Below are 23,799 nucleotides of genomic sequence, written 5' to 3' on the forward strand. Positions count from 1 at the left end.
AAAGCAAACGCCCAGCGGCCCGCAGCGCCCCGCAGCGCCCCCAAAGGAACTTCGACATGATCAACAAGATTTTCGAGTCACTTCAATCGGCGGTAGCCGATGTCCACGACGGCGCGACCGTCATGATCGGCGGCTTCGGCACGGCCGGCATGCCGTCCGAACTGATCGACGCACTCATCGAACAGGGCGCGCGCGAACTCACCATCGTCAACAACAACGCCGGTAATGGCGATATCGGCCTCGCGGCGCTGCTCAAAGCCAAACGCGTGCGCAAGATCATCTGCTCGTTCCCGCGTCAAACCGACTCGTATGTGTTCGACGCGCTCTACCGCGCCGGCGAAATCGAACTTGAACTGGTGCCGCAAGGCAACCTCGCGGAACGCATTCGCGCAGCAGGCGCAGGTATCGGCGGGTTCTTCACGCCCACCGGCTACGGCACCAAACTCGCGGAAGGCAAGGAAACCCGTCTGATCGACGGCCGGCACTACGTGCTGGAGTCGCCGCTACATGCGGACTTTGCGCTGATCAAAGCGTTCAAGGGCGACCGCTGGGGCAATCTGGTCTATCGCAAGACCGCCCGAAACTTTGGTCCGATCATGGCGAGCGCAGCGAAAACGGCCATCGTGCAGGTGTCGAAAGTGGTGCCGCTCGGTGAACTCGATCCGGAAAACATCATCACGCCAGGCATCTTCGTGCAACGCGTGATCGAAGTGCCGCAAGCGGTGCATCAAGCCGAACTTGCATCCGCGACCGCCGCCTGAGGAGAACGACATGAAAAAACTGACCCGCGATGAAATGGCCAAGCGCGTTGCCCAGGATATTCCTGAAGGCGCTTACGTCAACCTCGGCATCGGCGTGCCCACGCTGGTGGCCAACCACCTCGACGCCGGCAAGGAAATCTTCCTGCACAGCGAAAACGGCTTGCTCGGCATGGGCCCGGCACCCGCAAAGGGCGAGGAAGACGACGAACTGATCAACGCCGGCAAGCAGCACGTCACGCTGCTCACGGGCGGCGCCTTCTTCCATCACTCGGATTCGTTCGCGATGATGCGCGGCGGCCATCTGGATTTCTGCGTGCTCGGCGCGTTCCAGGTGTCGGCGAAAGGCGACCTGGCGAACTGGCATACCGGTGCGCCCGATGCGATCCCGGCAGTCGGCGGTGCGATGGATCTGGCCATCGGCGCGAAACAGGTCTACGTGATGATGGAACACCTGACCAAGCAGGGCGAAAGCAAAATCGCGGCGCAATGCTCGTATCCGGTCACAGGCGTGAATTGCGTCGACCGCATCTATACGGACCTGGCAATGATCGACGTCACCGATCAGGGGCTCGTGGTGCGCGAGATATTCTCGGACATCGACTTCGATGCGCTGCACAAACTGACCGGCGTACCGCTGATCGACGGCACGCAAGCGGCTCGCGCGGCCTGAGCATCGCTGCACAAGGCAGGTGGCGGACGCCTGCCTTGCGCCGGGCAGCCGAAACGCCGGCGAAGCAGCGAAGTGCGTATGCCGCGCCCAGCGCCCCGCCGCCGTCCCGGACAGGAGTGCGCTTGAGGCGCGCTTTCTGCCCCTCACGCCTCAGGTAACGTCACGGCGCACGGCACATAGCGCAGCTCATACGCCCTCTACGATCGACGTGACAGCTACGCACATCCACCGCGCCGTCGCGGCGATGTTCGGGGCACAATGCGCCGCAACGCCGTGTGCGGTACGCTCTCGGTAGATAGCGTGTCGCGGTGCGCCTCGCGGCGCGTCCAGGCAGCTTCGGCGAAACTCCTACTTTCGACTCCCTCATCGACGCCACCATGCTCGACTCCAGCGCCCGTCTGACCGGCCTTCTTTGCGGCACGCAGCCGATGAACGATATCTGGTCGCCGCGTGCCACGCTGCAACGGATGCTCGATGTCGAAGCCGCGCTCGCGCGCGCAACGGCCGCGCACAACGTGATTCCCTACCGCGCCGTAGCCGCGATCGAGGGCGCCTGCCAGGCGGATCAACTCGACGCCAACGCGCTTGCGCGCGACGCCGCGCTCGGCGGCAATCTCGCGATTCCCCTCGTCAAACAACTTACCGCGCGCGTCAAAGCGGCAGACGCTGAGGCATCGAAGTACGTCCACTGGGGCGCGACGAGTCAGGACATCATCGATACGGCGACGGTGCTGCAATTACGCGACACCTTCGATCTGCTCGACAGCGGCCTGCAAACCACCTGCGATGCGCTGGCGAAACTCGCCGCCACCCACCGCGCGACGCCGATGATCGGCCGCACCTGGTTGCAGCAGGCGCTGCCGATCACGCTCGGTCTGAAATTCGCGCAGTGGCTCGATGCACTGCTGCGTCATCGCGAGCGGCTCGATGCATTGCGCGCGCGCGTGCTGGTGCTGCAATTCGGCGGCGCGGCCGGCACGCTGGCGAGCCTGCGCGACGCGGCGCCGCAAGTCACGCAATCGCTGGCTCAGGAACTCAAGCTTGCTGTGCCCACCTTGCCGTGGCACACGCAGCGCGATCGCATCGCCGAAACCGCATCGCTGTTCGGCATGCTGATCGGCACGCTCGGCAAGATCGCGCGCGATATCTCCTTGCAGATGCAAACCGAAATCGACGAACTGGGTGAACCTGCCGCGGCCGGCAAGGGTGGTTCGTCGACCATGCCGCACAAACGCAATCCGGTTGGCTGCGCCGCTGTGCTGACGGCCGCGACGCGCGCGCCGGGGCTGGTGGCCACGGTGTTCGCCGGCATGGTGCAGGAGCACGAGCGTGCGCTCGGCGGCTGGCAAGCCGAATGGGACGCGTTGCCGGATCTCGCGCGCCTCGCGGGTGGCGCGCTCGCCAACATCGAACAGATTGCGGTGGGGCTCAACGTGAATGTGCCGCGTCTCGCCGCCAATCTCGACGTCACGCACGGCCTGATCCTCGGCGAAGCGGTCATGCTCGCGCTCGGCGACAGCATCGGCCGGCTCGACGCGCATCACCTGGTCGAGCGTGCCTCGAAAGCGGCCGTCGCCGAACACAAGACACTCTTCGAGGTGCTCGCGGCGGACGCCGCCGTGACCGAACATCTTTCGATCGAGCGCCTGAAGCAGCTGCTCGATCCCGCTCAATACGTCGGCCAGGCGCACGCTTATGTGGACGCCGCGCTGGCACTTCATCACGCGCGCGCCAAACGCGCCACTTCCAAGGAGTAACCGGCATGCCCTACGCCGCAGTCAACGGTACCGAGCTTCACTATCGAATCGACGGGGACCGTCACGGCAACGCGCCGTGGATCGTGTTGTCGAATTCGCTCGGCAGCGATCTGTCGATGTGGACGCCGCAGGTCGCGGCTCTGTCCAAACACTTCCGCGTGCTGCGCTACGACACGCGCGGTCACGGTCATTCGGAAGCGCCCAAAGGTCCGTACACGATCGACCAGCTGACCGGCGACGTGCTCGGTCTGATGGACTCGCTGAAGATCGCCCGTGCGAATTTCTGCGGTCTGTCGATGGGCGGCCTTACGGGCGTTGCGCTGGCCGCGCGTCACGGGAATCGTCTCGAACGGGTCGTGCTGTGCAACACGGCGGCGCGCATCGGTTCGCCGGAGGTGTGGGTGCCGCGCGCCGCAAGGGCCCGCACTGAAGGCATGCTCGCACTGGCCGACGCGGTCTTGCCGCGCTGGTTCACCGCCGACTACATCGAACGCGAACCGGTGGTGCTTGCGATGATCCGCGACGTGTTCGTGCACACCGACAAAGAAGGCTACGCATCGAATTGCGACGCCATCGACGCCGCCGATCTGCGGCCTGAAGTCCCCGGCATCAAGGTGCCCGCGCTGGTGATCAGCGGCACGCACGATCTAGCCGCCACGCCGGCGCAAGGCCGCGAACTGGCACAGGCGCTTCCGGGCGCGCGCTATGTCGAACTGGACGCCTCGCATATTTCCAACATCGAGAGAGCCGAGACCTTCACGAAGACCGTGCTCGACTTCCTGACGGAGCAGAAATGAACGACGAAGACCGCTACGAAGCCGGACTCGGCGTGCGCCGCGCGGTGCTGGGCAGCGCGCACGTCGACCGGTCGCTTGCGAATCGCACGGAATTGACCGAAGAGTTCCAGAATCTGATTACCCGCTATGCGTGGGGCGAAATCTGGACGCGCGAAGGTTTGCCGCGTCACACGCGCAGTCTGCTGACCATCGCGATGATGGTCGCGCTCAATCGCAGCGAAGAACTCGCATTGCATCTGCGTGCCGCAAAAAACAACGGTGTGACGCGCGAGCAGATCAAGGAAGTACTGCTGCAAACCGCGATCTATTGCGGCGTGCCGGCGGCCAACTCGGCGTTTCATCTGGCCGATAAACTGTTCCGCGAAGACGACGCCGCAGCGGCAAAGCCTTAACAAAGTCCTGAAGCGCACGTTTCGCGAAGTGCGCTTCAGGCAATCTTGCTGGTATTCATCACCGCGGTGTCGGCCGGCAGTTGCAAGCGCACCGCGCGCAACACCGTGTCCTTGATGACCTCGCGCCAATGCGCGAGGGCGGCCTTGTCCATCAGCGGCTCGCCGAGAAACGCACCCAGCGTGTACTGATTGGCGTTATAGAAATAACCGAGCGACGCGATCATCAGGTACACGTCACGCGCTTTGACGTCGGCACGAAAGACGTTTTGCGCCTGGCCGGCGTCGAGTAACTTCTGCACGACCGAAATTGCATAGCCGGAAATCTCCTTCAGCTTCGACGATTTCTTCGCGTGCTTGCCCTGATGCAGATTCTCGCTCGACAGCAGCGTGACGAACTCGGGATGATCGAGGTAGTACTGCCAGACGAATTCGACCATCTGCTCGAGGCCATGCACGGGATCATCCAGATCGAGATCGAGCCTGCTTTCGGCCTCGTTGAACTGCGTGTAGATCGTCTCCAGCACCTCGACAAACAACTGTTCCTTGCTGCCGAAGTAGTAATAGATCATCCGGTCGTGCGAGCGCGCGGCCTTCGAAATACTTTCGATTCGGCCGCTTGCAAAGCCTTGCTTGGCGAAGACCTTGATGGCCGCTTTGAGAATCTTGGCGCGGGTGTCTTGCGCCTGCTTCGCTCGGATGCCGATGGCGCCCGGCTTGCGGGCGGCAGTGGGACTCATGGCGGTCTCGGATCTCTTTGTTAGCGTCGGGTTGAACGGCCTGCGCCGCAGCCGCTAAGCCAAGCTCGGATACGCTTGAGCACGGCGCGTCTTCATCATACAGCCCATATTGCGCGTGACGAAATGCTCGGCACGATCAGGTGCTTCGGGGTAGATTTGAAGCGTGATTCCTACGGCAATGTCGCGCCGCAGCATTCGCATGTTCACCGGGAAACTCGTTGCGCAGTCTATTTTGATCGAGTAGATTTCAAACAAGTTTGGTGTAGCGGATACTACACGAACGGTGAGTGACCGCAACATGGAAAAATGCGGATCACGCGAAAGTCCCTTTAAACAGGGGCGATTCGTCAGCCGGGCAGGACCGATTGTAATGTCGTCGTATGGGAACCCCACCATGACAGAACATACGAAGGTCGATTTCGGTGCGGAGCGCGTCGACGGCGAAACCGCCTCGACACCAGGCCCGACCGTGCTCGAGAAAGCGATGCCGCGCAGCGAGCGAATGGCGTCGAACAAGATTGAATGCAATGCCTGCCCGGTGTTGTGCCAGATATCGGAGGGCCGCACTGGCGCGTGCGATCGTTATGCGAATGCGGACGGGCGGCTGATTCGCGTCGACCCTGTGGTGTTTCTGTCGCGCGCCGCGAGTTCGCCCGAAGCGATCACGAACAGTGCGGAGTCTACGGTCGAATTTGGTGCATCGTCCGAAGTACACGATCCTGCCGCGGAACAGGCGCTGTTCGTTACCGGCATTGGCGCATCCTCCACGTATCCCGACTACAAGCCCGCGCCGTTCATTGTTGCCTCGAGGCTCGACGACGTCGACATGATCACCGTCGTCACCGAGGGCATTTTCAGCTATTGCAGTTTCAAGGTGAAGATCGACACGGACCGCTTTCTCGGGCCGGAGCAATCGAACGTGCGTTGCCACGGCGAGATCGTCGGGCATGTGACGACGGCCGAATACGGCTCGCAGATGCTGAGCCTCGGTGGCGTTCATCATCTGACCGGCGGCAGCAAGAAAGAGGGCCGCGTCACGTGCGACATGATGCTCGCGCTCGGCAATAAGGAAGCGGTGGAGCTGACTATCGACGGCGGGGCGAGTCTCACGATTCGCGCGGGCGCGGCCCCGATTGTCGACGGCGTGGAAGAGCAGCGTATGCGGGTGGGCTGCGGGTCGGCCACCATTGGCATCTTCGCCAAGCAGTGGTTCGGCCACGTCGATGAAGTGGTGGTGGTCGACGATCACATCACCGGCGTGCTGACTGAACACCAGGCGGGCCGCTGCCTGGGCATGACGCGCTCAGGTCTGAAGATTCGCGGCCGCAAATCGACCCCCGGCCGCTATTTCCAGGTCGCGAATCCCGGCACCGGCTGGGGCGGCACCGACATTCAGGACCCGTTGGCGATTGTCGAAGGTTTCGATCCCGCTGTGGCAAAACCGGGTATGCGCTTGCTGATGGTGTCGACCACCGGCGAACACGCGCAATGGTACGAACTCGATCAGAATCTCGTGCCGCGTATCGCGGCCATGCCGGACGCCGTGCACCGCACGGTCGAACGAATCGGCGAGAACTGTGAACCTTCGCTTGCGACAGTGCTGTTTCTCGGCGGCGCAGGCGGCAGCCTGAGAGCGGGAGCGACGGAGAATCCGGTCCTGCTGACGCGCGCGATCAAACAGAAGCTCGTCAACGTCACCTGTGGCGGCGCGCCCGCCTATGTGTGGCCGGGTGGCGGCATCACCGTGATGGTGGATGTTTCGCGTATGCCCGATCGATCGTTCGGCACCGTGCCGACGCCCGCGATCGTCGCACCGATCGAATTCACCATGACGTACGACGCGTATCGCGATCTCGGCGGCCATCTCGACGCGGTGCGGTCGCTGGCAAGCGTGCTGGCGAATGGGCCGGACCATACGGAAGGGGCGCCGCTTGCCCGCAGAACATTGGCGCGTCATCCGGACAATCCGTGGCCGCCCGCCATGCCGCCGATGCCGGGCTAACAGCGACACATGACCGGCACGACGAACCCGATGAACGCAACGAATGCAAAGAGCGCAACGAACGCAACGAACGCAACGAGCGCAACCCGCGCCCAGCTCGACGCGGCCCGCTGGCATTGGCAGCATGGGCCGATCGATCTGATTCTCGGCGCGGACGGCGAACCCTCGGCGGTGCAGGCCGCATATGAGGCTTGCTGGGCACGCTTTGTCGACGTGTTGCCTGAGCTGGTCGGCGAGTTGAGGCTGCTTCGGCAACCTGTTCCAGGCCATGCTGCGCACAGCGACTGCGTGTTGAAAGGTCCCGTTGCCCGCCGCATGTGGAGCGCCAGTCATCCTCACCGTGCGCGTTACATCACGCCGATGGCGGCCGTCGCAGGGAGCGTCGCGGATGAATTGATCACGGCGTTCGCGCGTGAGGGTATAGCGCGCGCTTTCATTAACAACGGCGGCGATATCGCGCTCTACCTGACGGAAGGCCAACAGTATCGCGTGGGCGTGTTCGCCGATCTGGCGGGGTTCTCCGGCGCGAATTTGCCAGGCGATCAAGCTTTGGACGCCAACCTGACGCTCGATGCCGCGATGCCGATTCGCGGCGTCGCGACCAGCGGCTGGCGTGGGCGCAGTTTTAGTCTGGGTATTGCCGACAGCGTCACGGTGCTCGCTCGCAACGCCGCCACTGCCGATGCCGCTGCGACGATAATCGCTAATGCCGTCAATCTGGACCATACCGGTGTTGTGCGCAGGCCGGCGTCCTCGTTGAAAGACGATAGTGATCTCGGCGACATGCTCGTGACCGTTGACGTGCCATCCTTGCCGCAACCGTTGATCGACTTCGCGCTGGCGCGTGGCGTCGACGCGGCGCGGCGTTTGCAGGAACAGGGTTTGATCGAAGGCGCGGCGTTGTTCCTGCAAGGACGGGCACGGGTGGCGGGGATGCACTACCAGGACGCGTTGGTCAGCAATCGCGCCGGGACGGCAAGCCCAGGTCAGCAACGTGAAACAGGCAACCTGAAATAAGCAACGGAGGCTCCGTGTTCGAAATACGCCGCGTGCTGACGCACGTCGAAGACATTTTTCACGAGTTCGGCCCCGCACCCGCGCAGCCGTTGCGGCGCGGCGCGATTGCCGCGGTAATGACGAATCCGTTCGCCGGCCGCTACGAGGCCAGAATCGAGCATGCGATGGAAGCGCTCAAGCCAATCGGCTTCGACATGGCGCAACGGTTGCTGGCGGCGATGGCGGTGCCGCACGCATCGATTGAAAGCTACGGCAAAGGCGCAATCGTCGGCTCGCGGGGCGAACTCGAGCATGGCGCGCTGTGGCATGTGCCCGGCGGCTATGCGATGCGCGAATTGCTGGAGAAAAACGGCGTGCCGACTAACGCTATCGTGCCGTCGACCAAGAAAGTCGGCGCGCCTTCCACCGCGCTCGATGTGCCGCTCACACATGTCAACGCGAGCTACGTACGCAGCCATTTCGACGCGATCGAAGTGCGTGTACCGGGCGCCCCCGCTGCCGACGAACTGGTGTATATCCTCGTGATGAGCACGGGCCAGCGCGTGCATGCGCGTGTCGGCGGCCTGGCGAAAGAGGCGATTGTGGGCAAGGACGGCTTGCGCTGAACGGCGTAACACGCATCGAAACCGGGAGAGTGAAATGGCAATCAAGCTTCGCAAGCTGATCGTGCAGGTCGATGAAACACGCATTGAAATGGGGCAGGCCGTCGAACCACCGGCACGCCGTGCAGTCGCGATCGCGGTGATCGATAATCCCTACGCGGGCCGTTACGAGGCGAAACTGGACGCGCTGATCGAAGCCGGCGAGGAACTTGGCGCCTTGCTCGGCAACAAGTGTGTCGAAGCGCTCGGCATCAAACCGGGCGACGCGCAAAGCTACGGCAAGGCGGCGATCGTCGGCGAAGCGGGTGAACTCGAGCACGCGGCTGCGATCCTGCATCCGAAGCTCGGCGCTCCGCTGCGAGTCGCGGTTGAAAAAGGCGCGGCGCTGGTGCCGTCGGCGAAAAAAATGGGTACGCTCGGCACCGCGATCGACGTGCCGTTAGGCCATAAAGATGCCGCTTTCGTGCGCAGCCATTTCGACGCGATCGAGGCACGTGTGTCGGATGCGCCGCGCGCGAATGAAATCGTCGTGGCCGTTGCTGTGACAGCCTCGGGCCGGCCGCTGCCGCGCATCGGCGGCTTGCAGGTGAGTGAGATCAAGGGCGAAGACGGTTTGCGCTGAGCTATTTCAAGGGTCGCGATGCTTTCGAATTTGCTGGTACAGCTGGTCAACGGGCTCGCCGATGCGTCGACGCTGTTTCTCGTCGCCGCCGGTTTGTCGCTGATCTTCGGCGTGACGCGCATCGTCAACTTCGCGCACGGCTCGTTCTATATGTTCGGCATTTACGTCGCGTATAGCATCGCGAGCCGTTTCGGCCATACCACGGGCGGCTTCTGGCTGTCGGTGCTGGCTGCCGCGCTGGTGGTGGCGGTGCTCGGCGCGCTGGTCGAAATGATCGTGCTGCGGCGCATCTACCAGGCCCCCGAGTTGTTTCACCTGCTGGCGACCTTCGCGCTGGTGCTGATCTTTCGCGACGCCGCGTTGTGGCTATGGGGTCCCGAAGACCTGTTTGGACCCCGTGCGCCGCATCTGGCCGGCGCGGTCGAATTTCTCGGCCATCCGCTGCCGACCTACGATATTGCGCTGATCGTGATCGGACCCGTGGTGTTGCTGCTGCTCTGGTATGCGTTGACGCGCACCCGTTGGGGCACGCTCGTGCGCGCCGCGACCCAGGATCGCGAGATGCTCGGCGCGCTCGGCATCAATCAGGCATGGCTGTTTACCGGCGTGTTTTTCGTCGGCGCATTTCTCGCCGGGCTGGGCGGTGCGCTGCAAGGGCCGCGGATGTCGGCGAATCTGTCGCTCGATCTGGAGACCATCGGCAATGCGTTTGTCGTCGTCGTGGTCGGCGGCATGGGGTCGATTCCGGGCGCGTTTATCGCGGCGTTGCTGATCGCCGAGATCAAGGCGCTCTGCATCGGCATCGGGCATGTGTCGGTGTTCGGTATCGACCTGTCGTTGAGCCGTTTTACGCTGGTTGCGGAATTCGTCGTGATGGCGGTGGTGCTGGTGGTGCGGCCTTGGGGCTTGCTCGGGAAGGCGGGCGCCGCGGTGCGTGGCATGGCGGCACCTGAAGCGCCATTGAGGCCCGCCGGCAAGCGCCTGAAGTGGCTGGCGGCCATCGCCTTGCTGGTGCTGGTGCTCGCACCGCTTGCGGCCAACGCGTTTCCCTATATGCCTGTGCTGCTGGTTGAAATCCTGATCGCCGTGCTGTTCGCCACGAGTCTGCATTTCATCATGGGTCCCGGCGGCATGCATTCGTTCGGCCACGCCGCGTATTTCGGCCTGGGTGCTTATGGCGCCGCACTGTTTCTCAAGGTTCTGAATCTGCCGATGGAAGCCGCGCTGCTGCTCGGCCCCTCGCTCGCCGTGGCTGGCGCGCTGGTGTTCGGCTGGTTTTGCGTGCGGCTTTCGGGCGTGTACCTTGCGATGCTGACGCTCGCGTTCGCGCAGATCGTCTGGTCCGTGGTGTTCCAGTGGGACGATGTAACAGGCGGCAGCAACGGCATTCTCGGCCTGTGGCCGTCGAACTGGTTGTCGTCGCCGGTGGCTTTTTATTATCTGACGCTCGCCTGCGCCGTGGTGGGTGTGTGGCTGCTGCGCAAGATGCTGTTCTCGCCGCTCGGCTACGCGATGCGGGCGTCGCGCGATTCGGTGTTGCGCGCCGAAGCCATCGGCATCGACGTGAAACGTGTGCAGTGGGCGGCATTCGTCGTCGCGTCGCTGTTCTGCGGGCTTGCCGGATCGCTGTATGCCTTCTCCAAAGGGACGATTTCGCCCGAGGTGATCAGCGTGAGCCGCTCCGTGGATGGCCTCGTGATGGTGCTGCTCGGCGGCTTGCAGACCTTGACCGGTCCGATTGTCGGCGCGGCGGTGTTCACCTGGCTGCAGGACACCGTCGCGCGGCAGACCGACTATTGGCAGGCGCTGCTGGGTTTCGCGATCCTGTTGCTGGTGATCGCGTTTCCGCAGGGGATCGTCGGTTTTATTCGCGAGCGGTTTGGCGACGATACGGTGGATAAGGCGGAAGATCGGGCTTCGGCGGCGTCGCAAGGTACGGCGATCAAGGAGGGGCTATGAGCCTGCTGCGCGTATCCGGCCTCTCCAAGTCGTTCGGCGGCCTGAAAGCGGTCGACGATGTGTCCTTCGATCTTGAAGCCGGCCAGTTGCTCGCGCTGCTGGGACCGAATGGCGCGGGCAAGTCGACCTGCTTCAATATGGTCAACGGGCAACTGCAACCGTCGTCCGGTTCGATTCGCCTCGACGATCGCGAACTGGTCGGCATGCGGCCACGCGATATCTGGCGGTTGGGCGTTGGCCGCACGTTTCAGATTGCCGCGACCTTCAATTCGATGACCGTGCTCGAAAACGTGCAGATGGCCCTCGTCTCGCGCGAACGCAAAACCTTCGGCCTGTGGAAACCCGTGGGCTCGCGCTATGCCGACGAAGCGATGACGCTGCTCGAACAGGTCGGCATGGGCGCCGACGCGAACCGCGCCTGCGGCGTGCTCGCTTATGGGGATGTCAAACGCGTTGAACTGGCGATCGCGCTGGCCAATCGGCCGAAGTTGCTGCTGATGGACGAGCCCACCGCCGGCATGGCGCCCAGGGAGCGCAACGAGTTGATGGCGCTGACGAGGCGTCTCGTCACGGAGTACAAGATCGGCGTGCTCTTTACCGAACACAGCATGGACGTTGTATTCGCTTACGCCGATCGCATGATCGTGCTCGCACGTGGCAAGCTGATAGCCGAGGGCGACGGCGAAACGATCCGCAACGACGCACGCGTTCAGGAAGTCTATTTCGGCACCGGCAAGACCTTCCAGCCATGCGCGCCGCTGCATGAAGCGGCAGGCGGCCATCCGGGACAAGGAGCGCTGCAATGAGCGAGCCGATGCTGAAGGTCTCCGGCCTCAATGCATTCTATGGCCGTGCGCATATTCTGTTCGACGTCGGCCTGGAAGTGGGCCGTGGCGAAGTGGTCGCGCTGATGGGCCGCAACGGCGCCGGCAAATCGACCACGATGAAAGCGGTGATGGGACTATTGCCGCGCCGTCAGGGCGAAGTGCGTTTTCGCGGACAGAACATCACGGCGTTGCCGCCTTATCGGATCGCCCGCATGGGCATGGGATTCGTCCCGGAAGATCGCCGCGTGTTTGCCGATCTGACGGTGATGGAAAACCTCGATACCGGCCGTCAGCCGCCGCGCGAAGGTGCGCCGCAATGGACGCCGGAAAAACTGTTCCGCCTGTTCCCCAATCTGGGCGAAATGCCCAGACGCCCCGGCGGCCAGATGAGCGGCGGCGAGCAGCAGATGCTGACCGTCTCGCGCACGCTGATGGGCAACCCGTATCTGGTGCTGCTCGACGAACCGTCCGAGGGCGTTGCCCCCGTAATCGTCGAGCAGATGGCGAACATGATCCTCGAACTCAAGCGCGAAGGGCTATCGATTCTGTTGTCCGAACAGAATCTGCACTTCGCCGAGCTGGTTAGCGACCGCGCGTACGTCCTCGAAAAAGGGCAGATCCGCTTTAGCGGCACGATCGGCGAACTCGCAAAGAACGAAACAGTGAGGCGCGCTTATCTGAGCGTGTGATTCCATCGGCGCACGAGGCGTGCAGGGTATGCGCGCATGCGGCGCCGGGCAGTCGTTGCGAAAGGAGAGGCAGATGGCAGCAGAGACGTTGACAGGCTTGTCGGGCAAGGTTGCCGTAACGAACATCGGTCTGCTGTTATCCGGCGACATCGACAAGCCGATTCTCGATGCGAACACGCTGGTCATCGACGACGGCGTGATCGTCGCGATCGGCCGGGAGAAAGATTGTGACCTCGAAGGCGCGCGAACCACGGTCGACTGCAAAGGTACCGCAGTCGCGCCGGGCCTGATCGACTCACACGTGCATCCGGTGTTCGGCGACTGGACGCCGCGGCAGAATCAGATGGGCTGGATCGAGTCGAATCTGAACGGTGGCGTGACGACCATGATCTCCGCCGGCGAAGTGCACTTGCCTGGGCGTCCGAAAGACGTAGTCGGCGTCAAGGCGCTCGCGATTACCGCGCAGCGTTCGTTCGAAGGGATGCGCGGCGCGGGTGTCGGTGGCGGCGTGAAGGTCATGGCGGGCGCGCCGGTGATCGAGAAGGGCATGGTCGAAGAGGACTTCAAGGAGCTTTCGGAAGCGGGCGTGAAGCTGCTCGGTGAAGTCGGTCTCGGCAGTGTGAAGGGCGGCGAGGAAGCCGCACAGATGGTGGCGTGGGCCCGCAAGTACGGCATTCAAAGCACGATTCACACGGGCGGCCCGTCGATTCCCGGCTCGGGCCTGATCGACCGGGACGTGGTGCTCGCTGCCGACGCGGACGTGATCGGCCATATCAACGGCGGCCATACCTCGCTGTCCTATCGGCACGTATGCGATCTGTGCGAGCAATCGAGCCGCGCACTGGAGATCGTTCACAACGGCAATGAACGGATCGCCCTGCTCACCGCGCGCCATGCGATCGAATTGAAGTGTCCGCACCGGATTATTCTCGGCACGGATAGCCCGGCGGGTTCCGGCGTGCAACCGCTCGGCATTCTGCGGATGATCGCGCTGATCTCGAGTCTCGCGGATGTCCCTGCTGAAATCGCCTTCTGTTTTGCAACCGGCAACACCGCGCGGCAACGCAATCTGCGCCAGGGATTGATCGAAGTGGGCCGTCCCGCCGACCTTGTCTTCATGGATCGCGCACAGCACACGGCGGCCGATACGCTGCTGGAAAGTGTGCAACTGGGCGATATTCCCGGCGTCGGCATGGTGATGATCGACGGGCTGATCCGCTGCCGGCGCAGCCGCAATACGCCACCGGCGACCGAAGTGCCGGTGGTGCTTTGAACGCGCACCGCACGGCGTGGCCGGCACTCCCATGAACCGTCCGGCGCCTCTTGCGCTGCACGTCAACGGCGCGACCCATCTGGTCAGCGCCGCTGCCGACACGCCGCTGCTTTATCTGCTGCGTAACGACCTCGCGTTGAACGGTCCGAAATTCGGGTGTGGTCTCGGCGAATGCGGCGCGTGTACGGTGTTGCTCGATGGCATGCCGACGCGTTCATGCGTGACGACCGCGAAGGTTGCGCTGGGGCGCGAAATCACCACGCTCGAAGGATTGGGTACGCGTACCGCGCTGCATCCGGTGCAGCAGGCATTTATCGAAGAACAGGCCGCGCAGTGCGGCTATTGCCTGAACGGCATGATCATGACCGCCAAGGCGTTGCTCGATCGCGATCCGCATCCGGGTGTCGAAACGATTCGGCGGGAATTGTCGCGCAATCTCTGCCGCTGCGGCACGCATGTCGAGATCGTGCGCGCGGTCCAGCGTGCGGCGCAATTGCTTGCCGTGCAACCGGTGCTGGATAAGGGAGCGCACGCATGACCGGGCCGGATTTCAGCGTCGATCGCCGGGCCGCGCCGCCGTCGCGGCAGCAACTCTACGACGCGCAGAGTGTGCTGATCGTCACGCGGCCGCCGCAGGCGCCGGCACGCGCGGCGGCTGGGCAGCCAGGGTCGCGCTCCGCATTCGTACCGACGCAAGCCGACATGTTTCTCGTCGTGCGCGACGACGGCAGTGTGGTGGCGTTCAACGGTCACGTCGATCTCGGCACCGGCATCGGCACAGCGCTCGCGCAGATCGTCGCGGAAGAACTGGATGTGCCGTTGACGCGCGTGTCGATCGTGCTGGGTCATACGAACGAGGCGCCGAATCAGGGCCCGACGATCGCGAGCGCGACGATCCAGATATCCGCCGTACCGTTACGGCATGCAGCCGCGCAAGCCCGGCAATTCTTGCTGGCGGAAGCGGCCGCGCGTTTGAAGGTCGGTGCGACGCAACTCGATGTGCGCGACGGCGTGGTCTTTCAACGTGACGACGACACCATCAAAGGTCTGAGCTATGGCGAACTGATCGCCGGCCGGCGTATTGAACTGACACTCGCCACCGACGCGCCGTTGAAATCACCCGACACGTACAGGATCGTCGGCAAGAGCTCGCCGCGTGTCGATATTCCCGCGAAGGCCACGGGAGAATTGAGCTTCGTGCACGACGTGCGCGTGCCGGGCATGCTGCACGGCCGTGTCGTACGGCCGCCTTATGCGGGTATCGCGCAGGGCGAGTTCATCGGCAATAGCCTGTTGCATGTCGATGAAGATTCCCTTCGTGACTTGCCCGGCATCGTCAAGGTGGTGGTGATCCGCGATTTCGTGGGTATTGCCGCTGAGCGCGAAGAGATCGCGCAGCAGGCGGTGAAGCGGTTGGCTGTGCGATGGAAAACAGTAGAAGGTTTGCCGCCGCTCGAAACCAGCGAGGAAGTGGAAGCCGCGCTAAGGGCCAATCCGGCCAGCCGACGCGATCTGGTGATCGAAGGCGATACCGACGCAGCGCTCGCGCAAGACCCGGCCCGAACGTTGGAACGCACCTACGTATGGCCGTTTCAGATGCATGCGTCGATTGGGCCGTCGTGCGCGGTGGCCGACTACCGGGATGCGACACTGAAGGTCTGGTCGGGTACGCAGAATCCCCATTCGTTGCGAGCCGACCTCGCTCTGCTAATGGCGCTGGACGAAGCGCACATCGAGATCGTGCGCATGGAAGCGGCAGGGTGTTACGGCCGCAATTGCGCGGACGATGTCGCCGCCGATGCCGCACTCCTCTCGCGCGCAACCGGCAGTCCGGTGCGTGTACAACTTTCGCGCGAAGACGAGCATGCATGGGAGCCCAAGGGTGCAGCGCAATTGATGGACGTGCGCGGCGCTTTAGGCGCGCAAGGCGAACTCGCCGCCTACGATTTCGCGACGCGCTATCCATCGAACGACGCCCCCACGTTGGCGCTGTTGCTTACCGGAACCCTCTCCGCGCAGCCGCAAGTCTTCGAAATGGGCGACCGTACGGCCGTGCCGCCATACGACTACCGGACCATGCGCATTGTTTGCGACGACACGCCGCCGATCGTGCGCGCGTCCTGGCTAAGAGGCGTGTCCGCGTTGCCGAACACGTTCGCGCATGAGTCTTTCATCGACGAACTCGCGGCGCAAGCGGGCGCGGACCCCGTTGAGTTCCGGCTGAAACATCTCACTGATCCGCGTGCGATCGATCTCGTCAAGGCTGTGGCTGAGAAAGCCGGCTGGCAGCCTCGTACCGCCGCGTTTAAAGACGAGGCTCAGGAACAGGGCGACGTTGCGCGCGGCAGAGGTTTCGCGTACGCCCGCTACGTGCACAGCAAATTCCCCGGCTTCGGCGCGGCTTGGTCCGCGTGGGTCGCCGACGTCGAGGTGAACCGCAAGAGCGGCGAGCTGGCCGTGACGCGCGTGGTGGTCGGACAGGACACCGGCACGATGGTGAATCCGGACGGCGTACGCCATCAGATTCACGGCAATGTGATCCAGGCAACCAGCCGCGCGCTGAAAGAACGTGTGACGTTCGGTGAGAACGCGGTGACAAGTCAGGAGTGGGGCGCGTACCCGATTCTGACCTTCCGTGAAGTGCCGGTGATCGACGTGGTGATGATGCCGCGTCACGGCGAGCCGCCGATGGGCACCGGTGAATCGGCTTCGCTGCCTGGTGCCGCGGCGATCGCCAATGCGTTGTATGACGCGACCGGGGTGCGTTTTCGCAGGCCGCCATTCACGCCTGAAACGATTCGCGCCGCGCTCGCCGATGCGCAAGCGGAGGAGGCCGCTGCACGCAGCAGGAAGCGCTGGCGGTTCGGCTTTCTCGGCACGCTCGCCGCGGGTGCGGCCGGTTGGCTGGGCGTACTGGCCATGTCGCCGGCAGCCATCGCGCCGATCGCGCCACCGCTCGCGAGCGCGTTCGCGCCCGAACTGGTGGCGCGCGGCAAGCTGCTCGCGTCGCTGGGTAACTGCGCGGTTTGCCATACCGCCCGCAATGGCGTGCCGAACGCGGGTGGCAAACCGCTCGAAACGCCATTCGGCACCGTGTATAGCACCAACCTCACGCCCGATGGACTAACGGGTATCGGTACATGGTCGCTCGACGCCTTCGTGCGGGCGATGCGGCAAGGTATCAGCCGCGACGGGCATCGGCTGTATCCCGCGTTCCCCTACACGTCGTTCAAAAACACCTCCGACGACGACCTCAAGGCGCTCTACGCTTACCTGATGGCACAGACGCCGGTGCGCTCGCGGCCGCCGGAAACGAAGCTGGCGTATCCGTTCAGCGTGCGTCCGCTGATGGCCGTATGGAACGGGCTTTTTCTTGGACGCAACCCTTTGCCCGCCGATACGGCGCAAAGCGCGCAATGGAATCGCGGCGCGTACCTGGTGAACGGTCTCGGCCATTGCAGCGCATGCCATACGCCGCGCAACGCATTCGGCGCCGAGAAAACCGGCGCCGCTTTCATGGGCGGCGGCGTGGCGGACGGATGGGAAGCGCCCGCGCTGTCGGCGCTTTCCAACGCGCCCGTACCCTGGAGCGAAGACGAGCTGTTCAGCTATCTGCGCTACGGCCACGCGCCCTTGCATGGCGTTGCGGCCGGGCCGATGGCGCCGGTCGTCAACGATCTGGCGGCTTTGCCCGACAGCGATATTCGCGCGATGGCCACGTATCTGGCCTCGTTGAATCCTCTCGAGGCCAACGCGGATCCGGCGGCAATGGCGCGTCAGTACGAGCAGGCCAGCACGATAACGGGTACCGCAAACGGTCTTGGTGCACGCCTGTTCGATGGTGCGTGTGCTGCCTGTCATCACACGGGTAGCGGGCCGCAATTGTTTGGTGCGCATCCGTCGCTGGCGCTTAACACGAATTTGCACAGTACGACGCCTGATAATCTGATTCGCGTGATTCTCGATGGTATCGGCTCGCCTGCGCGCCCCGAACTCGGTACGATGCCGGCTTACCGTGATAGTTTCAACGACGCTCAGGTCGCCGAACTCGTGTCCTATCTGCGTCAGCAATTCGCCGGCGGTAAACCGGCATGGCAGGACGTCACCGCGAGCGTTGCCAGAGTCCGCGCGGCACCGCAGGCAGAGTGAAATCAGCGAACGCATTGCCGCACCGGATTGCTGCAACTTGGACATGGCTCGCTGAAGGAATCACCGAACGAATCACCGAACGAATCACGAAACGCTTCAACGCTTGATAAAAACGACCGCATTCCCGCAATCCTTTTGATAACGGAGAAACGCATGACCACGCGCGCAGGATGGATCTCTCGCCTCACGGTTTCAACGGTTCTATCGCTCGCGGCTGTCGGCGCGAGCGCGCAGCAGACCATCAAGATCGGTGAGATCAACAGCTACAAGGCGCAGCCTGCCTTTCTCGGACCTTACAAGAACGGTTGGAATCTCGCGCTCGACCAGGTGAATGCGGCGGGCGGTGTCTTGGGCAAGCAGCTCGAAGTGGTGTCGCGCGACGACAACGGCAATCCGGGCGATACGATCCGTGTTGCGCAGGAATTGATTGCACGTGAGCAGGTGCAATTGCTGTTCGGCGGTTTCCTGTCGAACACGGGTCTTGCGTTGACTGACTTTGCCAAGCAGAAGAAGATTTTCTTCCTTGCGGCCGAGCCGTTGACCGACAAGATCGTTTGGGCCGACGGCAACAAATATACGTACCGTCTGCGTCCTTCGACGTACATGCAGGTCGCGATGCTGGTGCCCGAAGCGGTGAAGCTGAAGAAGAAGCGCTGGGCGCTCGTGTATCCGAACTACGAGTACGGGCAATCGGCGGTGGCGACGTTCAAGAAGCTGATGACGGCGGCGCAGCCGGACGTGCAGTTTGTCGCCGAGCAGGCGACGCCGCTGGGTAATGTCGACGCGGGCGCGGTCACGCAGGCGCTTGCCGATGCGAAGCCGGATGCGATTTTCAACGTGCTGTTTGGCGCCGATCTCGGCAAGTTTGTGCGCGAGGGTAATACGCGGGGCTTGTTCAAGGATCGCAGTGTGGTGTCGTTGCTGACGGGCGAACCAGACTATCTCGATCCGTTGGGGGCGGAGGCGCCGACTGGCTGGATCGTGACGGGGTACCCGTGGTATTCGATCGATACGGCGGCGAACAAGAAGTTTGTGGATGCGTATCAGGCGAAGTACCACGATTATCCGAGGCTTGGGTCGGTGGTGGGGTATTCGGCGCTGATGTCGATTGCGGCGGGGATCAGGAAGGCTGGGTCTACGGATCCGGATAAGCTTGCTGCCGCGTTCAAGGGCTTAGGAGTGGATACGCCCTTCGGGCCGATTACTTATCGGGCTCAGGATAATCAGTCGACAATGGGGGCGTTTGTTGGGGTTACCGGGGTTAAGGATGGGAAGGGGGTGATGACTTCTTATCGGTATGTGGACGGCGCTAGTGTGCAGCCGTCGGATGCTGAAGTTAAGAAGTTGAGGGCTGGGGAGTGAGGGTTTTTTGCCTGTTCGACGGGGTAGTTTGGTTTGTTTTGGTTGGGGGCTTATGGCGTTGGCCTTTCCTTGATTTGTTAGTGGTCTATTAGCGTTGCCCCTGTGCGGGGCGGCACCTACTTCTCTTTGCCGCCGCAAAGAGAAGTAGGCAAGAGAAAGCGGCTCAAACCGCTAATTCTTAAGCGGGTCCCCCGCACAGCCGCGGTAGTGGTGCATCTGGAATCTGTGTTCTCGCGCATTCCACCTTAGTGACAAGGGCGTCATACCTCCGGCGGCGCTGCGCGCGCCGACGCCCAGTTCATTGGGGCGTGCGCTGTTGTTCGTGTTCGCGGTGTCTTGTCGGGCGTTGTCGACGCTTAGCGGGAGTTGGGGAAAACATCGTCTGTCGCGGTGTTTATTGCTTCCGTTGCTGATTCCTCCTTGCCTTGGCGTCGGCGTGCGGGTTCCGTTCTGTGGAGATGAACGGCGTAGGTGTCCCACGGCAACTTGATGTTTTGTCCTGATCGGGCGGCCGCTTGAATCATCACCCGTCCCACTTCGCCGCGATGATAGCCACCATGTGTGACGACATGGGTCAGCATCTCTTCACGTGTCATGTACCCATTGTCACCGTCGGTAAATGCAAATGGAACAGATTGGGACAACGCGGTCGGTGTAACCGCTTTCACGTAGTCGAGATACCAGCGGTCCACAGCCACCAGTTCAGAACATAGTTCCTCCAGCTCAGGGGTGACAGGCGTATTGTCGGAAGAGAAGCCGTGACTGTCGCCAGCAAGATGAGCGGCGAAGATCTTGTTTACCACCAGGCAATGGTTCATCAGCCGAAGAGCAATATGCCGCTCCTCGGCATGACGTTCGGTGTCGAGTCCCTTCATTGCTTCCAGGATTTCCTCATTCGCCCACGCCTGGTAGCGAAGCATCCGGAACAGCAGTTCGTTTGCACTCATCGCGGCAATCTTCCCATTCAAATAATTTGTGAGCTTCGCCTACATTATTTTCGGGCGAAGCCCCCATGTCCACTCGCATTTCAGCGCCCTGGAAAACAATGCGAAAGGCCCGCACCAGCGAGTTCGCGCGCGATAGTCAAAGCAATGATCACGACGGCGCTCACGTTCGGAATGCGCGAAAAAAGGCCGAAATACAAGACCAACAAGTCCACCGCCATTTCAGCGCCCCTTCCGGCGAGCACGTAGTGCGAGGCGGGAAGTATGACTGCCTTGTCACTGAGGCGGAATGTGCGAGGAGACAGATTCCAGATGCACCACTACCCCCTCCAAGCCAGGGGACCCGCTTATGAGCTAGCGGGGTAAAGCCGCTTTCTTTTGCCTACATTTCTTTGCGGCAGGCAAAGAAAAGTAGGTGCCGCCCCGCACAGGGGCAACGCTAATAGACCACTAACAAATCAAGGAAAGGCCAAAAGCCCAGGATGGCAACGCCAAACAGACCACTAACATAGCAAGGAAAGGCCAAAAGACCAGCTCAACAAGGAAACCGCCGAACAGGCCCAACCCTTCATTCCTCCGCATCATGCTCAATCACAAACCGCCTCAAATAAGCCAGCACAGCGGCTTCCACCCCCGATGATCGGCCGTGCTCTTTGACCCGGCATTCTCCTCATCGCCAAACAACGCCGACGGCGCATTATGTACATCCACTTCCTGCCCTTCACGAAACACGCGAATCTCGTGAACGTCCTCAGCGTACTCGGCAACCCAATGCACACCCTCGATATGCGCGCCTGCGCGAACGGTAGGTATCTTCATGGACGTCTCCCGTCGGGCCGGACCACGGCGCCAACCCTTGCCATCACCATACGCCGTCCAGACGGCATGCGCGAGCGTTACAAGGCAACTTCCCCAGCTTTCGCTGCGCCGCAACGAGCCTCCCCGATGCCTGACCATGCGGCCGTCGACGCCCATACCGATGCCCGCCGGATCACATAAAAAAGTGCCAAATCTCCAGTAGACACCCCCTCAAACCACATCGGCCCTTGCGGCAAACAACCCCGGCACACGCGTTGCTCAGTCCACAGAGTCAACAGCTAACCGGAGAACTGTCATGCCCGAACAGAAAACCATCAAGCGTGCCCAGGCCGATAAACGTGCCGGCAAGGCATCAAGTACCAAGGCCGGGGAATTCATCAAGGAGCAGGTCGATAAGGTACGCGCCGGCAAGCACGGCGTGAGGTCGGCCAGGCAGGCTATTGCAATCGGTCTGTCGGAAGCGCGCCGTGCAGGCGTTGCGGTGAAGTCGCCGAAGAAGGGCGCGGCCAGCGAGGCAACCCGCAAGAAAGCGGCGAAGGATAACGCCGCGGGTCAGGGCAAGAGCACGGCGAAAAAGAGCGCGAGCAGCGAATCGGCAGCGAAACGCTCACGTGCCGCAACCAACGCGTTGAAGCGTGAAAGCACCGCTGGTGTATCGCGCACGGCTTTGTCGAAGCAAACGAAGTCGGCCGCAGCAAAACGTCCGGCGGCGAGCCGTTCCGCAGCAGCGAAGAAAGCCGCCGCGACGAAGGGCGCCGCGGGCCGCTCGGCCGCAGCGAAGAAAGCTGCGCACACCAGGGCTACCCGCGCGCATCATTGAAGTAAGGGAGTACCTGAGCAGACGTGCGGCGCGTCATGGAAACCTGCCGCACGGTGTCGACGCCTCACACCTGAGAGGGGATCGCTGCCGACGCACGCGAGGCGGGGCAGCGAAGCGGCGCGCGCACCCCACGCGCGCCGCCTCTTTCCACGAGCCCTGCTTACTGCACGGTCGCCAGCACGTCGCCCACGGTCTTGAAGATGTGCGCGATCTGTTCTTCGTCGATGATGAGCGGCGGCGAGAACGCGAGGATGTCGCCGGTAAAGCGCACCAGCACGCCCGCCTCGAAGCACTTCACGAACGCTTCGTAAGCACGCGCACCCGGCGCGCCGTCGCGCGGTTCGAGTTCGACACCCGCGATCATGCCGAGGTTGCGCACGTCCTTCACATGCTTCGCACCACGCAGCGAGTGAGCGGCGGCTTCGAACTTCGGCGCCATCGTTGCAGCGCGCTCGAACAGGCCTTCGCGGCGATACAGGTCGAGCGTCGCAACCGCAGCGGCGGTCGCCGCCGGGTGGGCCGAATACGTGTAGCCGTGGAACAGTTCGATGGCGCCCTGTGCGCCGCTGTTGACGATCGAGTCGTGAATCGTGCGGCTCGCGGCCACTGCGCCCATCGGGATCGAGGCGTTGTTGATCGCCTTGGCCATCGTGATCAGGTCCGGCGTCACGCCGAAGTACTCGCTCGCCGTCGCCTTGCCGACGCGGCCGAAAGCGGTAATCACTTCGTCGAAAATCAGCAGGATGCCGTGCTTCGTGCAAATCTCGCGCAGCTTCTGCAGATAGCCTTGCGGCGGAATCAGCACACCCGTCGAGCCGGCCACCGGTTCGACGATCACGGCGGCAATCGTCGAGGCATCGTGCAGCGTGACAATGCGTTCGAGTTCGTCGGCGAGATGGGCGCCCCAGGCGGGCTGGCCTTTCGAAAACGCGTTGTGTTCAAGGTTGTGCGTGTGCGGCAGGTGATCGACCGCCGGCAGCAGCGCGCCGGAGAAGGTCTTGCGGTTCGGCGCGATACCGCCGACCGAAATGCCGCCGAAGCCCACGCCGTGATAGCCGCGCTCGCGCCCGATCAGACGGGTGCGCTGGCCTTCACCGCGCGAACGGTGGTACGCCAGGGCGATTTTCAGGGCGGTGTCGACCGATTCGGAGCCGGAGTTCGTGAAGAAGATCCGGTCGAGACCATCCGGCATCAGTTCGGCAACTTTGGTGGCCGCTTCGAACGCCAACGGGTGGCCCATCTGAAAGGTCGGTGCGAAATCGAGCGTCGACAGTTGCTCGGTAATCGCCGCAACGATTTCGTCGCGGCCGTGGCCGGCGTTCACGCACCAGAGACCGGCGCAGCCGTCGAGCACTTCACGCCCGTCCGTGGTGCGGTAATACATGCCCTTGGCCGATTCCAGCAGGCGCGGCGCGGCCTTGAACTGGCGGTTGGCGGTAAACGGCATCCAGAAAGACGACAGATCGTCGATGACGGGGCGCGAAGTCATGGTGTTCTCCTCGAAGTGGTCCCCCAAGGGACTTCCTTTGGGGCATAGCCAAAACTGTAGCGTTCGCGGTTTAATGGCGGCATAAACAGTTGACGCGGTGTGGCGCTAACT

At 62.8% G+C, this 23,799-nt stretch carries 20 protein-coding genes and 1 pseudogene; 17 read left to right on the top strand and 4 right to left on the bottom strand.

Annotation, left to right across the window (positions count from 1 at the left end; genetic code table 11):
* Window positions 1–56 precede the first annotated feature (56 nt).
* From GH665_RS25715 to pcaC, 5 genes are all read left to right on the top strand, one after another.
* Window positions 57–761: a 3-oxoacid CoA-transferase subunit A gene (locus tag GH665_RS25715; RefSeq protein ID WP_153140092.1), complete on the top strand. Its 705-nt coding sequence runs from the start codon at window positions 57–59 to the stop codon at window positions 759–761.
* A 10-nt stretch (window positions 762–771) separates the two neighbouring features.
* Entirely contained in the window at window positions 772–1,431 is a 660-nt protein-coding gene (locus GH665_RS25720; protein ID WP_153140093.1) for a 3-oxoacid CoA-transferase subunit B, read from the top strand.
* 377 nt (window positions 1,432–1,808) lie between these two features.
* Window positions 1,809–3,188, top strand: coding sequence for a 3-carboxy-cis,cis-muconate cycloisomerase (locus GH665_RS25725; RefSeq protein ID WP_153140094.1), 1,380 nt, complete (start codon window positions 1,809–1,811; stop codon window positions 3,186–3,188).
* A gap of 5 nt (window positions 3,189–3,193) precedes the next feature.
* Window positions 3,194–3,985 (top strand): 3-oxoadipate enol-lactonase, encoded by a 792-nt coding sequence (pcaD, locus tag GH665_RS25730; RefSeq protein WP_153140095.1) that lies wholly within the window; start codon window positions 3,194–3,196, stop codon window positions 3,983–3,985.
* On the top strand, window positions 3,982–4,377 hold the full coding sequence (gene pcaC / locus GH665_RS25735; protein WP_120342295.1) for a 4-carboxymuconolactone decarboxylase: 396 nt from the start codon (window positions 3,982–3,984) through the stop codon (window positions 4,375–4,377). The genes pcaD and pcaC overlap by 4 nt, the downstream gene beginning before the upstream one ends.
* Window positions 4,378–4,412: 35 nt before the next feature.
* Here pcaC and GH665_RS25740 read toward each other — a convergent pair whose 3' ends face one another.
* A complete protein-coding gene (locus tag GH665_RS25740) occupies window positions 4,413–5,114 on the bottom strand; it encodes a TetR family transcriptional regulator (RefSeq protein WP_153140096.1) in 702 nt (233 codons plus the stop codon).
* A 394-nt stretch (window positions 5,115–5,508) separates the two neighbouring features.
* On the opposite strand from GH665_RS25740, the gene GH665_RS25745 reads away from it, so the two are divergent.
* From GH665_RS25745 to GH665_RS25795, 11 genes are all read left to right on the top strand, one after another.
* Complete coding sequence (locus tag GH665_RS25745; protein ID WP_153140097.1) at window positions 5,509–7,116, top strand: 6-hydroxynicotinate reductase; 1,608 nt, start codon at window positions 5,509–5,511, stop codon at window positions 7,114–7,116.
* Window positions 7,117–7,146: 30 nt separating this feature from the next.
* A complete protein-coding gene (locus GH665_RS25750) occupies window positions 7,147–8,133 on the top strand; it encodes a UPF0280 family protein (RefSeq protein ID WP_153140098.1) in 987 nt (328 codons plus the stop codon).
* Between the two features lie 14 nt (window positions 8,134–8,147).
* Window positions 8,148–8,738, top strand: coding sequence for an amino acid synthesis family protein (locus GH665_RS25755; protein ID WP_030103788.1), 591 nt, complete (start codon window positions 8,148–8,150; stop codon window positions 8,736–8,738).
* Between the two features lie 34 nt (window positions 8,739–8,772).
* Window positions 8,773–9,357, top strand: a complete 585-nt coding sequence (locus GH665_RS25760; protein ID WP_030103787.1) for an amino acid synthesis family protein — start codon at window positions 8,773–8,775, stop codon at window positions 9,355–9,357.
* A gap of 18 nt (window positions 9,358–9,375) precedes the next feature.
* Window positions 9,376–11,316 carry an ABC transporter permease gene (locus GH665_RS25765; RefSeq protein WP_153140099.1) on the top strand — a complete coding sequence of 647 codons (1,941 nt, stop codon included), beginning with the start codon at window positions 9,376–9,378 and terminating at the stop codon, window positions 11,314–11,316.
* The gene (locus GH665_RS25770) at window positions 11,313–12,122 is read left to right on the top strand and encodes an ABC transporter ATP-binding protein (RefSeq protein ID WP_153140100.1); all 810 of its coding nucleotides are present in this window, start codon (window positions 11,313–11,315) and stop codon (window positions 12,120–12,122) included. The genes GH665_RS25765 and GH665_RS25770 overlap by 4 nt, the downstream gene beginning before the upstream one ends.
* Window positions 12,119–12,832 carry an ABC transporter ATP-binding protein gene (locus GH665_RS25775; protein WP_028200507.1) on the top strand — a complete coding sequence of 238 codons (714 nt, stop codon included), beginning with the start codon at window positions 12,119–12,121 and terminating at the stop codon, window positions 12,830–12,832. The genes GH665_RS25770 and GH665_RS25775 overlap by 4 nt, the downstream gene beginning before the upstream one ends.
* Before the next feature lie 73 nt (window positions 12,833–12,905).
* Complete coding sequence (locus GH665_RS25780) at window positions 12,906–14,105, top strand: amidohydrolase family protein (protein WP_153140101.1); 1,200 nt, start codon at window positions 12,906–12,908, stop codon at window positions 14,103–14,105.
* 31 nt (window positions 14,106–14,136) lie between these two features.
* Entirely contained in the window at window positions 14,137–14,643 is a 507-nt protein-coding gene (locus tag GH665_RS25785) for a (2Fe-2S)-binding protein (protein WP_153140102.1), read from the top strand.
* Window positions 14,640–18,254 (top strand): molybdopterin cofactor-binding domain-containing protein, encoded by a 3,615-nt coding sequence (locus GH665_RS25790; RefSeq protein WP_153140103.1) that lies wholly within the window; start codon window positions 14,640–14,642, stop codon window positions 18,252–18,254. The genes GH665_RS25785 and GH665_RS25790 overlap by 4 nt, the downstream gene beginning before the upstream one ends.
* A gap of 153 nt (window positions 18,255–18,407) precedes the next feature.
* Window positions 18,408–19,616, top strand: coding sequence for an ABC transporter substrate-binding protein (locus GH665_RS25795; protein WP_153140104.1), 1,209 nt, complete (start codon window positions 18,408–18,410; stop codon window positions 19,614–19,616).
* Between the two features lie 356 nt (window positions 19,617–19,972).
* Here the strand turns inward: GH665_RS25795 and GH665_RS25800 are convergent, their stop codons facing one another.
* Window positions 19,973–20,563: a DinB family protein gene (locus GH665_RS25800; protein WP_153140105.1), complete on the bottom strand. Its 591-nt coding sequence runs from the start codon at window positions 20,561–20,563 to the stop codon at window positions 19,973–19,975.
* A 565-nt stretch (window positions 20,564–21,128) separates the two neighbouring features.
* Window positions 21,129–21,379: pseudogene (locus GH665_RS25805) on the bottom strand (hypothetical protein).
* A 295-nt stretch (window positions 21,380–21,674) separates the two neighbouring features.
* On the opposite strand from GH665_RS25805, the gene GH665_RS25810 reads away from it, so the two are divergent.
* Window positions 21,675–22,199 carry a DUF6496 domain-containing protein gene (locus GH665_RS25810; RefSeq protein WP_153140106.1) on the top strand — a complete coding sequence of 175 codons (525 nt, stop codon included), beginning with the start codon at window positions 21,675–21,677 and terminating at the stop codon, window positions 22,197–22,199.
* Between the two features lie 160 nt (window positions 22,200–22,359).
* On the opposite strand, the gene aptA is transcribed toward GH665_RS25810, so the two are convergent.
* Window positions 22,360–23,688 carry an omega-aminotransferase AptA gene (gene aptA, locus GH665_RS25815; protein ID WP_106357676.1) on the bottom strand — a complete coding sequence of 443 codons (1,329 nt, stop codon included), beginning with the start codon at window positions 23,686–23,688 and terminating at the stop codon, window positions 22,360–22,362.
* Window positions 23,689–23,799 lie beyond the last annotated feature (111 nt).

The organism is Paraburkholderia agricolaris (genome assembly GCF_009455635.1).
Classification (GTDB): Bacteria; Pseudomonadota; Gammaproteobacteria; order Burkholderiales; family Burkholderiaceae; genus Paraburkholderia; species Paraburkholderia agricolaris.

What these genes read in the sequence shown, in the direction of transcription:
- GH665_RS25780 (WP_153140101.1), top strand. Translation starts at nt 12,906, where the DNA reads ATGGCAGCAGAGACGTTGACAGGCTTGTCGGGCAAGGTTGCCGTAACG.
- GH665_RS25770 (WP_153140100.1), top strand. Translation starts at nt 11,313, where the DNA reads ATGAGCCTGCTGCGCGTATCCGGCCTCTCCAAGTCGTTCGGCGGCCTG.
- GH665_RS25765 (WP_153140099.1), top strand. Translation starts at nt 9,376, where the DNA reads ATGCTTTCGAATTTGCTGGTACAGCTGGTCAACGGGCTCGCCGATGCG.
- aptA (WP_106357676.1), bottom strand. Translation starts at nt 23,688, where the DNA reads ATGACTTCGCGCCCCGTCATCGACGATCTGTCGTCTTTCTGGATGCCG.
- GH665_RS25740 (WP_153140096.1), bottom strand. Translation starts at nt 5,114, where the DNA reads ATGAGTCCCACTGCCGCCCGCAAGCCGGGCGCCATCGGCATCCGAGCG.
- GH665_RS25725 (WP_153140094.1), top strand. Translation starts at nt 1,809, where the DNA reads ATGCTCGACTCCAGCGCCCGTCTGACCGGCCTTCTTTGCGGCACGCAG.
- GH665_RS25785 (WP_153140102.1), top strand. Translation starts at nt 14,137, where the DNA reads ATGAACCGTCCGGCGCCTCTTGCGCTGCACGTCAACGGCGCGACCCAT.
- GH665_RS25800 (WP_153140105.1), bottom strand. Translation starts at nt 20,563, where the DNA reads ATGAGTGCAAACGAACTGCTGTTCCGGATGCTTCGCTACCAGGCGTGG.
- GH665_RS25795 (WP_153140104.1), top strand. Translation starts at nt 18,408, where the DNA reads ATGACCACGCGCGCAGGATGGATCTCTCGCCTCACGGTTTCAACGGTT.
- GH665_RS25790 (WP_153140103.1), top strand. Translation starts at nt 14,640, where the DNA reads ATGACCGGGCCGGATTTCAGCGTCGATCGCCGGGCCGCGCCGCCGTCG.
- pcaD (WP_153140095.1), top strand. Translation starts at nt 3,194, where the DNA reads ATGCCCTACGCCGCAGTCAACGGTACCGAGCTTCACTATCGAATCGAC.
- GH665_RS25715 (WP_153140092.1), top strand. Translation starts at nt 57, where the DNA reads ATGATCAACAAGATTTTCGAGTCACTTCAATCGGCGGTAGCCGATGTC.
- GH665_RS25750 (WP_153140098.1), top strand. Translation starts at nt 7,147, where the DNA reads ATGAACGCAACGAATGCAAAGAGCGCAACGAACGCAACGAACGCAACG.
- GH665_RS25720 (WP_153140093.1), top strand. Translation starts at nt 772, where the DNA reads ATGAAAAAACTGACCCGCGATGAAATGGCCAAGCGCGTTGCCCAGGAT.
- GH665_RS25760 (WP_030103787.1), top strand. Translation starts at nt 8,773, where the DNA reads ATGGCAATCAAGCTTCGCAAGCTGATCGTGCAGGTCGATGAAACACGC.
- pcaC (WP_120342295.1), top strand. Translation starts at nt 3,982, where the DNA reads ATGAACGACGAAGACCGCTACGAAGCCGGACTCGGCGTGCGCCGCGCG.
- GH665_RS25775 (WP_028200507.1), top strand. Translation starts at nt 12,119, where the DNA reads ATGAGCGAGCCGATGCTGAAGGTCTCCGGCCTCAATGCATTCTATGGC.
- GH665_RS25745 (WP_153140097.1), top strand. Translation starts at nt 5,509, where the DNA reads ATGACAGAACATACGAAGGTCGATTTCGGTGCGGAGCGCGTCGACGGC.
- GH665_RS25810 (WP_153140106.1), top strand. Translation starts at nt 21,675, where the DNA reads ATGCCCGAACAGAAAACCATCAAGCGTGCCCAGGCCGATAAACGTGCC.